12 protein-coding genes are annotated in these 12,437 nt (G+C 37.9%); 7 read left to right on the plus strand and 5 right to left on the minus strand.

The annotated features are described in order from the left end of the window. The first annotated feature begins 162 nt into the window (after positions 1-162). The 6 genes from guaA to BMW53_RS00725 all read left to right on the plus strand — a co-directional run bounded on the left by guaA (position 163) and on the right by BMW53_RS00725 (position 6,688). Entirely contained in the window at positions 163-1,692 is a 1,530-nt protein-coding gene (guaA, locus tag BMW53_RS00700) for a glutamine-hydrolyzing GMP synthase (protein ID WP_038561422.1), read from the plus strand. A gap of 77 nt (positions 1,693-1,769) precedes the next feature. Next, complete coding sequence (locus tag BMW53_RS00705; protein WP_038565218.1) at positions 1,770-3,404, plus strand: S41 family peptidase; 1,635 nt, start codon at positions 1,770-1,772, stop codon at positions 3,402-3,404. Between the two features lie 5 nt (positions 3,405-3,409). Continuing rightward, positions 3,410-4,015 carry a nicotinamide riboside transporter PnuC gene (gene pnuC, locus BMW53_RS00710; protein ID WP_038561417.1) on the plus strand — a complete coding sequence of 202 codons (606 nt, stop codon included), beginning with the start codon at positions 3,410-3,412 and terminating at the stop codon, positions 4,013-4,015. After that, positions 3,999-4,523 (plus strand): ATP/GTP-binding protein, encoded by a 525-nt coding sequence (locus tag BMW53_RS00715; RefSeq protein WP_168136438.1) that lies wholly within the window; start codon positions 3,999-4,001, stop codon positions 4,521-4,523. The genes pnuC and BMW53_RS00715 overlap by 17 nt, the downstream gene beginning before the upstream one ends. Before the next feature lie 85 nt (positions 4,524-4,608). Continuing rightward, positions 4,609-5,535: a serine O-acetyltransferase EpsC gene (gene epsC, locus BMW53_RS00720; RefSeq protein ID WP_038561408.1), complete on the plus strand. Its 927-nt coding sequence runs from the start codon at positions 4,609-4,611 to the stop codon at positions 5,533-5,535. 16 nt (positions 5,536-5,551) lie between these two features. Beyond that, on the plus strand, positions 5,552-6,688 hold the full coding sequence (locus BMW53_RS00725; RefSeq protein ID WP_074780067.1) for a THUMP domain-containing class I SAM-dependent RNA methyltransferase: 1,137 nt from the start codon (positions 5,552-5,554) through the stop codon (positions 6,686-6,688). Positions 6,689-6,761: 73 nt separating this feature from the next. Here the strand turns inward: BMW53_RS00725 and BMW53_RS20850 are convergent, their stop codons facing one another. Genes BMW53_RS20850 through BMW53_RS20860 form a run of 3 tightly spaced genes read right to left on the minus strand, consistent with a single transcriptional unit; the run spans position 6,762 to position 7,237 of the window. Next, positions 6,762-6,905 carry a hypothetical protein gene (locus tag BMW53_RS20850; RefSeq protein ID WP_157470854.1) on the minus strand — a complete coding sequence of 48 codons (144 nt, stop codon included), beginning with the start codon at positions 6,903-6,905 and terminating at the stop codon, positions 6,762-6,764. A gap of 17 nt (positions 6,906-6,922) precedes the next feature. Further along, entirely contained in the window at positions 6,923-7,060 is a 138-nt protein-coding gene (locus BMW53_RS20855) for a hypothetical protein (RefSeq protein ID WP_157470851.1), read from the minus strand. Between the two features lie 30 nt (positions 7,061-7,090). Beyond that, a complete protein-coding gene (locus BMW53_RS20860) occupies positions 7,091-7,237 on the minus strand; it encodes a hypothetical protein (RefSeq protein ID WP_157470848.1) in 147 nt (48 codons plus the stop codon). Between the two features lie 136 nt (positions 7,238-7,373). Between BMW53_RS20860 and BMW53_RS00730 the strand changes: the two genes are divergently transcribed. Continuing rightward, entirely contained in the window at positions 7,374-10,262 is a 2,889-nt protein-coding gene (locus BMW53_RS00730; protein ID WP_038561405.1) for a CHAT domain-containing protein, read from the plus strand. A gap of 47 nt (positions 10,263-10,309) precedes the next feature. On the opposite strand, the gene BMW53_RS00735 is transcribed toward BMW53_RS00730, so the two are convergent. Both BMW53_RS00735 and BMW53_RS00740 read right to left on the minus strand, forming a co-directional pair. Then, positions 10,310-11,812 carry a tetratricopeptide repeat protein gene (locus BMW53_RS00735; protein WP_038561400.1) on the minus strand — a complete coding sequence of 501 codons (1,503 nt, stop codon included), beginning with the start codon at positions 11,810-11,812 and terminating at the stop codon, positions 10,310-10,312. Further along, entirely contained in the window at positions 11,802-12,389 is a 588-nt protein-coding gene (locus BMW53_RS00740; RefSeq protein ID WP_038561396.1) for an RNA polymerase sigma factor, read from the minus strand. The genes BMW53_RS00735 and BMW53_RS00740 overlap by 11 nt, the downstream gene beginning before the upstream one ends. Between the last annotated feature and the right edge of the window lie 48 nt (positions 12,390-12,437).

Raw genomic sequence — 12,437 nt, forward strand, 5'->3', positions numbered from 1 at the left:
AAAGAACACTTAAATCTTAACGCATAGTTTCGGAATTAATTTCACATATTCTGAGGCAAACACAATCCTAATATTAACACGAGCCTTAATTTCATTCACTTTTGAAAAGATTTTGACACGTTATTAGTACTTTTGTGCTTTCATTAACTAAAGAAGTTTTTCATGCAGGAAAAGATTTTAATCCTTGATTTTGGTTCTCAATACACACAATTGATCGGTCGCAAGGTCCGCGAGCTAAATGTTTATTGCGAAATTCATCCTTTTAACCACTTTCCGAAAATTGATGAAAGTGTAAAAGGTGTGATTCTTTCGGGTAGTCCGTATTCGGTTCGCGACGAAAATGCACCTCGTCCTGATCTATCAGAAATTAAAGGTAAACTGCCGGTTTTGGGTGTATGTTACGGAGCACAGTACATGGCGCATTTTTATGGTGGCGAAGTGGCCCCATCGAATACGCGCGAATACGGAAGAGCAAATCTGGGATTTATCGATCACGATAGTATTCTGTTTGAAAATATTAGTCTGCACTCGCAGGTTTGGATGTCGCATGGCGATACCATTGTAAAACTTCCGAAAAATTATAAGGTAATTGCATCAACCGAAGATGTAAACTACGCAGCATATAAAGTTGATGACGAAAAAACCTGGGCAATTCAATTCCACCCCGAGGTTTACCACACCACAGAAGGAAAGCAGTTGCTACAGAATTTTGTTACCACAATTTGTGGGTGCGAACAAAACTGGACTCCTGATTCGTTTGTGGAAACAACGGTTCAGGAATTAAAAGATCAACTGGGCAACGACAAAGTTGTGTTGGGTCTTTCGGGCGGTGTTGACTCGTCGGTTGCCGGCGTTTTATTAAATAAAGCCATTGGAAAAAATCTTACCTGCATATTTGTTGACAACGGCCTGCTTCGTAAAAACGAATTTGAAGATGTTTTGCATTCGTACGAAGATATGGGATTGAACGTAATTGGCGTTGATGCCCGTAAAAAATTCTGGGACGATTTGGCCGGAGTTACTGATCCGGAACAAAAACGAAAAATTATCGGTCGCAACTTTATCGAAGTTTTTGATGAAGAAGCACACAAAATACAGGATGTAAAATGGTTGGCGCAAGGAACCATTTATCCCGATGTAATTGAATCGGTTTCGGTAAACGGGCCTTCTGCAACCATTAAATCGCACCACAATGTTGGTGGTCTTCCTGAGAAAATGAAGCTTAAAGTGGTTGAACCACTCAAACTTTTGTTTAAAGATGAAGTACGTCGTGTAGGTGCTGCTTTAAACATTAAGAAAGAATTGTTAGGCCGTCATCCATTCCCGGGACCGGGGTTGGGAATTCGTATTCTTGGCGATGTAACTCCCGAGAAAGTTAGTATGCTTCAGGAAGCTGATGCCATTTTTATTAACGGGCTAAAAAACTGGGGACTGTACGACGAAGTTTGGCAGGCCGGCGTAATGTTACTTCCGGTTCAGTCGGTAGGTGTTATGGGCGACGAACGTACTTATGAAAATACCGTTGCCTTACGCGCCGTTACTTCAACTGATGGAATGACTGCCGACTGGGTACATCTTCCTTACGATTTTATGGCAAAAATGTCGAACGAAATCATAAATAAAGTTCGCGGTATCAACCGCGTAGTTTACGATATCAGTTCGAAGCCACCTGCAACAATTGAGTGGGAATAGTTGTTGCACAATGTAACGAAATTAAATTTGGCAGACTTATTGCGTGATTGTTTCGTTATTACTAAAAAATGAGAATTATGGCTGTAACAAAAATTCAACATATTAAAACAATTGGTCTGGGTTTATTTTTAGCAATATTCCTGATTGGCCCTGTTTACACGCAAGCACAAAACGAGGTGCAGGAAAACCAGGTAAAATTTGCCCGTTTACTGCGACTGGTAGATGGCTACTATGTTGACTCTGCAGATGTTAATGACTTAACAGAAAAAGCCATTGTGCATTTGCTTGAGGAGCTTGATCCGCACTCAACCTATATTTCGAAAGAAGAAGTGGATAAAATGAACGAACCGCTAAAAGGAAACTTCGAGGGGATCGGGATTTCATTCAACATTTATAAAGATACCTTGATGGTTACTACCGTAATTGCCGAAGGTCCTTCCGAAAAAGTTGGCTTGCTTGCAGGCGACCGGATAATTGAGGTTGACGGTAAAAACATTGCCGGAATAGGCTTGAAAAACTCGGATGTTTTTGATTTGTTACGTGGGGAAAAAGGTAGCAAAGTTGACTTATCCATTGCCAGAAAAGGGGAAGCCAATCCACTTGAATTTACCATTGAAAGAGACAAAATTCCAATTTATAGTCTGGATGCTTCTTACATGCTTGATGAGACTACCGGCTATATCAAACTAAATAAATTCTCGGCAACTACAACCGAAGAGTTTTTATCAGCCATGTCGGATTTAAAACAAGAAGGAATCCAGAACCTGGTGCTTGATTTACGAAACAATGGCGGAGGTTACTTAAAGTCGGCCATTGAGTTAGCCGACCAGTTTTTAACCGATGACCAGTTGATTGTTTATACGGATGGCACAAACGATCCGAAAAGAGACTACAAAGCTACAGCAAAAGGTTCGTTTGAGGACGGGAAAGTGGTTGTTTTAGTTAACGAAGGTTCGGCCTCTGCAAGCGAAATTGTTTCGGGAGCTGTTCAGGATTGGGACCGTGGAGTGATAATTGGCCGTCGCTCGTTTGGAAAAGGATTGGTACAAAAACCATTCTTCCTGAACGACGGATCGATGATTCGTTTAACAACGGCACACTATTACACACCAAGTGGCAGATGTATTCAGAAGCCTTATGAAGAAGGCATTAGCGAATACCGTAAAGATTATGCCAACCGAATTAGTAACGGTGAGATGTTTAATGCCGATAGTATTCATTTTGACGATGAATTAAAACATAAAACGCTGGTTAACGGCCGTAATGTTTATGGTGGCGGTGGTGTAATGCCTGATATTTTTGTACCCATGGACACATCTTCGCATTATGCCTACATTAATAACCTGAGAAGAAAGCGGGTTACCTATAATTTTGTTTTAGATTATGTTGATCTTCATCGTGAAGATATGGCCAAACAATATCCTGACTTTGACAGGTTCAATGACAAATTCGAAATCACGGAAGAGAACATTGAGCAAATTGTTGCCATTGGTATTGAGGAAGGAATTGAGAAAGACGAAGAAAGTTTATCATACCTTAAAGATGAGCTTAAGCGCGAACTCAAAGCTTTGATTGCCCGCGATGTGTACTCCAGAAACGACATGTATAAAATTTTGAACGAAGATGACGATGCTATTTTAAAAGCTCTTGAGGTTTTTGATAACCAGGATAAATATGCAGCGCTCTTAGTTACAGTTGATACAGTTGATTAAATTTTATGACTGATATAGTTTTGGAATGGCTCTTAGGTAATTATATTGAAATACTGGGAGCCATTCTTGGTTTAGTTTACATTTTCTTTTCCATTAAACAACACATTTTAACGTGGCCAACCGGGTTATTAACCTCGGCTCTTTATGTGTTTGTATTTTTTAATGCCCGCTTATACGCCGACATGGGCCTTCAGGCCTATTACGTCGTTATTAGTATTTACGGCTGGTATTTCTGGCTTACGGGTAAAAAACAAAACGAAAAGAAGGTTGCTGTTAAAACCACGCGCAAAGCATTGTGGATGAAGTTGACAGTGGTTTCAATTGCCCTTTATGCCCTACTCTTTTTTATATTAAGCAATTATACCAATTCCGATGTTCCGCACATGGATTCAGTTACAACAGCACTAAGTATTGTTGCCACCTGGATGCTTGCACGAAAGTACATCGAACACTGGCTGCTTTGGATATTTATCGATGCGTTTTCAGCAGGACTGTATGTGTACAAAGGCTTGTGGGCAACCGTAATTTTATTTATTGTTTACACCGTTATGGCTCTGCTGGGCTATATTGAGTGGAGAAAAGACCTGAAAAATATTGAAGCAAAAAACTAAAATAATTGCCATTACCGGAGCCGAATCAACCGGGAAAAGTACACTTGCCAAAGCATTGGCAACGCATTATAATGTACCTTTCGTACCCGAATTTGCAAGAAGTTACGTAGAACAATTGCATCGCTCATACACCTACGATGATGTTATTCTGATTGCTAAAAAGCAAATTGAACAATACAACGAAATGGTTTTGCAGCAGCCCCCATTAATTATTTTAGATACCTGGCTTCTGATTACTAAAATCTGGCTGGATGTTGTATATGACAAAGTTCCTTCCTGGATTGAACAGGCGATAAAAGAAATCCATATAGACACTTTCTTAGTATGTGATATTGATTTGCCGTGGGTTCCGGACAGTGTTCGCGAGAACGGCGGAATTGATCGCGAAAAACTTCAGCAAACTTACATCCAGGAACTGAAAAATTACGACTTCCCTTATCATATAATAAAGGGGAATTACGAAGAGCGGAAAAAAGCAGTAATTAAGGTCATCTCAAGTTTAGATTAAAACCTTCAACAAGAACCTTGTTTTATACGTTATATGTTACAATTCTTAAATGAATGTAATTAGTTTTGTAATATAATTCGAGAATATGACAAATAATACAGTAGACCAGATAATTTCAGAAACAGTAAGCAAACTGAGTAACCCGGAATCGTACAAATTAGTTTGTCATAAACATTTGATGGGAGACCCGCTACCATCAAATAAACAATTGAAACGAATTATCAACCTGGTTCGCGAGATTCTTTTCCCCGGCTATTTCGGAACAACCACGTTAAAAACCACCATAACTCCGCATTATATGGGAGTTTATGTTGATGAGTTACTTGACATGCTTACCCGTGAGATTTTAGCCGGACTGTGTTTTGAGTGCACCGACGAGTCGGAACAAAGAGTTGAAAAGCACAGAACAGGTGCTCAGGAAAAAGCGGTTGCTTTTATCGAGTTTTTGCCCGAAATCAGGCGCAGATTAGTAGCCGATGTTGAGGCCACGTTTCTAAATGACCCGGCAGCAAAAAACTTTGGCGAAGTTATTTTTAGCTATCCGGGAATCCGGGCAATTACAAACTACCGAATCGCCCACAAATTGTTACAGTTGGACGTTCCGCTTATTCCACGTTTTATTACCGAAATGGCGCACAGCGAAACCGGAATAGATATCCATCCACGTGCTCAAATTGGCGAGAGTTTCACGATCGACCACGGTACTGGAGTTGTAATTGGATCGACATGTATTATTGGCGATCATGTAAAAATATATCAGGGAGTAACCTTAGGAGCAAAAAGTTTTCCACTTGACGACGATGGTAACCCGATAAAAGGAATTCCACGTCACCCGATTTTGGAAAACAACGTAGTTATATATGCAGGAGCAACCATTCTGGGCCGCGTAACAATTGGCGAAAACTCTGTTATTGGAGGTAATGTGTGGGTAACCAACGACCTTCCGGCCAATTCTCGTGTAGTGCAAAAACGCCCGAGAGATATTCCGTTTATGGACGGAGCAGGTATTTAAAAAAAAAATCAAATCATTGAAAGAGTATAAATTAATTGCAAAAACCTTTTCCGGACTGGAAGATGTTTTGGCCAAAGAAGTGAAGCGCATTGGCGGTAAAAACGTACGACGCGGAAAACGTGCCGTATTTTATGACGGAGACCTTGAAATCATCTATAAGTCAAACTATAACCTTCGTGCAGCTTTGCGCATTTTAAAAGAAATTGAACATTTCAATTTTAAAAACGTCGATCAGTTTTACTTAAAATGCAAAAGAATAAAGTGGCAAAACTATTTTAACGTCGATCAGAATTTTGTAATTAACAGTGTTGTTGTAAACTCACGAGAGTTCAGAAACTCCATGTTTGCCTCACTTAAGGTGAAAGATGCCATTGCCGATTATTTTCGTGAGAATTTCGGGAAACGTCCTAGTGTTGACACCGATAATCCGGATATTATTATAAATGTTCATATTTTTCAGGATAACTGTACTTTGTCGATTGACAGCTCGGGCGAATCGTTACACAAAAGAGGTTATCGTGTAAAACAGGGCGACGCACCTTTAAACGAAGTACTTGCTGCCGGTATGATTTATATTTCAGGTTGGCTTGGAAATTCGGATTTTATGGACCCGATGTGCGGATCAGGAACCTTGCCTATTGAAGCCGCAATGATTGCTCAGAATATTCCTCCGGCTAAATTCAGAAAAGAGTTTGCTTTTCAACTTTGGAACGATTTTGACCCTTTGCTTTGGGAAAAAGTTACGGAACCGGTTGAGAAAAGAGAATTCAGACATAAAATCTATGCATCGGATATTTCGGGAAGTAATTTATTAAATGCACAAACTAACGCACGACGTGCCTTAGTGTTTAATAAAATACAATTTGCCTGTACCGATTTTAAAAACCTGGATATTGATTTAGATAATGCAACCATCGTTACAAATCCTCCATACGGAGAAAGGTTGAAGGAAAATGACCTCGATGGTCTTTATGCAATGATTGGTGAGCGCTTAAAACACCAATATGCCGGCAACAGTGCCTGGATTTTAAGCTCATCGATAGATAGTTTAAAGTTTGTTGGACTAAAACCAGCACAACGAATCGATTTGTTTAACGGGGCTTTAAAATGTAAATTTAATAATTACCGGCTATTTGAGGGAAAGGAAAAGTAAGTACAAAAAAAAGGGGTAAAACCGTCCGTGTTTTAACCCCTGTACTAACAACTCAATTGGTTCTGTATATAGGCTATTCTTCTTCAAAATCGAAAATATCTTTATCTCTTGATTTTGGTGTTCCTCCCCCACGAACTTCATTTAGTTCTTCTTGCGAAAGAACATCAAAACCGAAATTATCTAAATTGTATTGTGATTGTATCGTTATAGCTTTCATCGTTCTGTTTTTATGACTTATTCTTCTTCAAAATCGAAAATATCTTTATCTCTTGATTTTGGCGTTCCTCCACCACGAACTTCGTTCATCGCTTCTTCAGTCAATACATCAAAACCTCTATTGCTTTCTATAAAAAAATCAGCTATAACTTTCATATCTTTAAATCTTACCAGTTAAATACTTTCTTATTCTTCTTCAAAGTCAAAAATGTCTTTGTCTCTTGATTTTGGAGTTCCGCCACCACGAACTTCGCTCATTGCTTGCTCGCTGATTACTTCAAAACCCTTAACTTCGAAAGTATTTTCTGTTGATTCAAACTGTACCCTTTTCATCGTATAATAAATTAATTCGTTAAACTTTTAAAACACACATTCACTAATATATTCTGATAAGTAGAAAAAGGTAACCCCTCTTTTTTGAAAAAAATTGAAAAAAGTTCTATTTTGGTGGTATAAATCACAACATCTGATGACAATTGCAAAGAGAATAAGCTTCGTTTTTTACTTATTATTCCTACCCAATATATTACTTAGCCAAGTACTGAATACCGACTCCTTACTTCAGATTTCCAACGCCTTACGAAGAGAAGGAGCGATTTTTACTCGTGATGGGAAACACAACGAGGCACTGGAAGTTTTTAAACAATACCTCGAGTATCGAAAAAAAATTTTCGGAAATGAAAATTATTATCTGGCAACAGCCTATTATTCCATCGGAATCAGCTATAAAAATCTAGGAGAAAATGAAAAGGCATTGAAAAATTATATGTTGTCTGAGAAAAATATGTTTCTTCGGGAGCCATTAAATTATGGTTTGCTCGGTAACCTTTATATAAATATTGGAAATACATACAGAGCTAAATTGGATTATACCAATGCCCTGAAATATTATAATCAAGCAGTTAATTTCTATAATTCACAAACTCCAATAAATACAGCAAATCTAGTAGACTCTTATTATGCTATTGCAGAGGTGGAGTTTGTTACAAAGAACTACCAATCCGTTATCGAGATTGCTAAAAAATGTTATGCATCAGCAGATACATCCAATCAAATATATTTTGATAATATTATGGGAGGTAGTTATTACAACCTTAAACAATTCGAAAGAGCAGATTATCATTACAACCATGCTATATCATTCTCACAACGGTATTATGGCAAAGGTTTAGACCTCGCCTATGCCTATATGAGTTACGCAGAATTTCTTTCTGCAATTAATAACTTTGAAAAGGCAATTGAAAACCTATCTCTAGCATATAAAATATTGCAAAATCAACAAAATTTTGGAAGAGAACTTTCCAATTACTATGAATATGAAGGAAATATATACCGAAATAGAGCTATAAATACGCAGGAAATAAACCGATTCCGAAGAGAGAAAAAACAAAATCTTATAAAATCAATAGATTCCTATAAAAAAGGACTAGCTGCCTTGGAAGTTGAACAAACTAATCCTGAATATTCTGACATAAAAGTCCGACAAACTCGTTCTCTAATAGACTGTATTGGTCTGATAAAAGTAATTGGTGATGTTTACCATGAAATAGCTCTGCTTGACAATGAAAATAAAGGCATGGAGTTCAGTAAAAACCTTGATTATGCCCTAAGCTCTTATAATAATACCAGCAACCTTATCCAACAGGCCAGAAAAGAAATTTCGAACGATGAAAGCAAAATTCAGCTGTCGAACCTGCAATACCAAACCATTAGCAAAATTATTGAAACCGCGTATCTTGCCTACAATTACTCGAAAAATCAGGAGTTCCTTTACATTGCTTTTAACAATTCAGAACAGCTAAAAAGTAGCGCGCTGTTCGATAAAATTGCCAATGAACTGGCTCAGGAAAATAGTTTAATTCCTGATAGCCTGTTGGAACTGGAACGTAAATTAAACAATACCATTGCCAACTATTCCGAATTACAATACGAAGAATTAAGCTACAATGAACCGGATAGTTCATTATTGGAAGAATATAACGATAAGATTTTTAGTGCATCACGTCAACGAGACGAATTGAATCGTTACATGGAAGAAAGCTACCCCGATTATTACCAGTTAAAATATTCCAATTCTGCCCTCAGTTTAAATGAAATTCAAGATAAGGTTGATAGAAAAGAAGCGATTGTTGAGTATTTTTTAGCTGAACCAGCATCAGAAAAAATTAACAATGGCAATGAAACCGACACACTTGCTTCGTTGTACACGTTTTTTATTACAAACGAAAAGATTGATTTTCACAAAAAGACACTTCGTCCTTCTGACATACAAGCTTTAGAAGAAACTTTTCGGTTTATGTCATCAACCGATTACATGTTTACACACAACGAAGATGCTAAACAGTACTGTATTTCTTCGCACAATCTATACAATTTACTAATTGCTCCTTTTGAAAACGATCTTCATGAAAAACATCTGACTATTATACCTGATGGTAAACTAAATTACATTTCATTCGACGGCTTACTAAAAACATTACCCGACACGAGCGAAACCATACGCTTTAACGAACTGAATTACCTGGTAAAAGATGTAAATATTAATTACGCCAATTCAGTAAATATTTTCCTGAAAAACAAAGCTTCAAAACCAAAGCTTCGAAACCATACACTGGCATTTGCTCCTGAATACAATTCTGAAGAATTTAAAATGACAGGCACAAGCTATAAACTGGCACCGCTACCGGGCGTACAAAAAGAAGTTGACGAAATTGCAAAATCAGTTAACACGACAATTTTTAGAAGTAAAGATGCCAGCGAGCAAAATTTCAGAGAGAAGAGCGGCAATTTTGACATTCTTCACCTGGCAATGCACGCCTACATAAACGACTCGTTACCAGCCTACTCTCGTTTAGCTTTTAGCCAAATAGCCGACTCAACCACATTGGACAATGACGGTTGGCTAAATACGGCTGATATTTACAACCTTGACTTAAATGCAAGCATGACCGTGCTTAGCGCATGTAACACCGGTGTAGGAAAACTACAAAAGGGAGAAGGTTTGATGAGTTTGGCCCGAGGTTTTTTGTATGCCGGATGCCCATCGGTAATTATGTCGCTGTGGGAAGTTGAAGATGCGGCCGGCACAAAAATTATGACCTCCTTTTATAAGTACTTAAAAGCAGGAAAAACAAAAGACGAAGCACTTCGGCTGGCAAAACTAAAATACCTGGAAGAATCGAATTCAAGACTTTCTCATCCGCATTACTGGATGAGTTTTAAATGTATTGGCGATAATTCTCCGGTTTATACCAGTTACGATCTTTACTTTTTTGCCATTCTTATTCTTCTGATTATTGCCTTTTCTATTGATCAGGGAATTCGCATAAAAAAAGCCCGTCGAAACCGACAGGCTTAATTGAATGTGTATCTATTTTCGAATTAATCTATTGGACGATTCTTCAATTATTTAAAAGAGTACTTCAGCTTTCTTAAAATTGCCTTGGCATCTTTTTGGTAATGACCTCTGCGATCAATAACTGCCAGCAATTCTTTCTTAGCTTCTGCCCTTTTATTCATTTTCAGGTAACAAAGTGCTTTATACCACTCGGCTTCCTCGATAAACATGTTATTGCCGTGATCGATAACTTTAGAATATTCGGTAACCGCTTTCGGGTATTTATTCAAATTCTGATAGCTTAATCCTTTATAAAACTGTGGCACAAATTGCTCATCAGCGTTAACCGTTACATTATTTAACAGGTCGATAGTTTTTTGGAACTCATTCTGCTGATAGTACATTTGAGCTTGCTGTATTATGCTCATATCGCTGTCAACCGAACGTTCAGATGCCCATGTTGATGATTCAATGTACTTATCGTACGAATTGTCAAGCGTATTGGTATTCATTCGCATAACGCCAAGTAAACCAACCAGCACCAAAATAACGGCTACACTGCTGCGCCAGAATTTGGTAGAACCGATCTCGATACGAGGCATTATTATCGATTTCACCTCTTTCTTCTCCGATTCGTCTCTTGCGTCTTTCAGTTTCTGACGTAAGCCCATAATATCCATTTCCGAAACGGCAGCGTTTATGTTCTCGCGAAGTGCCACTTCCGCCATCAGATCGGTATTTTCTTTCAATTCGGCACCGAATTCTTCTAACAAACTTTCTTCCAGTACTCCATCAATAAAGTCTTCAATGGCTTGCTCACTAACATTCCACGATGTTTCAGACTCCATGATATTTCGCAATTCACTTCTCAGATCCATTACATCGTTTTCTGCAACAGCCATTTCAAGCTCCTTGTGCAAATTAACTTCAGATTGCAACAGTTCATTTTGGCTCAACTCTCCTTCAAATTCGGCCAAAATATCATCCCCCATTTCTCCTTCAAGATAGGCGTCAATATCTTCAACCGAGTATTGTGGTTCAACAGATTTTGCAACCTGCTGCAATGTTTCGCGCAAGTTCAAAATGTCTGTTTCCAGAATAGCCTCTTCAAGTCCTTCCAGACCTTCCATATCAAAACCATTCAGGTCATCTTCAACAACAACCTGCTCAGAGCCGTTTTGCTCTTTGTAATAATGGTGTATGTTTTCGTTGCTGGTTCGCTCATGCTGATACACATGAACTTTTGGGAGCGATTCGAAACTTTCAATGAGTTCTTCGGGTGTTAACTCTGCGGTGGCTTCTTCAAATTCGCTGAAATCGTCTAACAGCTCGAAAGAGCCATTTAACTTGCCATTTTTTGTACTGTTTGTTTGAATTTTTTCGAGTTTCCCCTTAAGATCAAGAACATCCATCTCCAATATGGCATTCTGGATATTCATCTGAAGTTCAACTTCTTCTCTTAATTCCGGGTTTAATTTTAACTCTTTTTCAAATTCTTCTCTCTCTGGTTTGTTTAAAAGATCTAAACAGTAATCTTCAATGCGTCCAAATAATTCTGCTTTAGGTGTCATCTTCAAGTATCTTTTTAAATTCTGTATCTTGCTTTATGCGCTTTATCAACAGTTCTTTACATTTATACTTTCTTGTTTTAGCATATTTTTCAGATTTGTATCCCATGATTCTCGCAATTTCTTTTAGCGGAACCTTTTCGAAAAACATCTGTAATAGCTTCTGACAATCTGTACTCAAAGTTTTGAAATGCTTCTGATATAATCCGTATTTCTGGTTTTTGTCCACCAATTCTACCAGGTTGTCGTCGTAAACATCCTCCTGGAACGGTAATGAATCGTTCAGCTTTTCTTTCTCAATACGTCGTTTCTCCAGTTGCTTTAACCACAAAAACCGACACACTGAAAACAAATAACCTTGAAAAGAACTCTTTTCGAAAATTAAATCATTTTCTTTTATTTTCCTGTAAATTACGATAATAGCCTCCTGAAAAATGTCACTGGCATCGTCCTCACTTCCTTGGTTTTTCTTAATGAAATAATTTACTTTATAGTAGTACTGTTTGTATATGTACTGCAAAATTAAATTATCGTGCCTTAAGATTCCTTTCAGGATTTGCGCATCCGTATAATTTATCATCTTCTAATATATTATTCGATTATTGGGTAAAAGGTAACCCTGTTTTTA

Source organism: Draconibacterium orientale (assembly GCF_900111425.1).
Classification (GTDB): domain Bacteria; phylum Bacteroidota; class Bacteroidia; order Bacteroidales; family Prolixibacteraceae; genus Draconibacterium; species Draconibacterium orientale.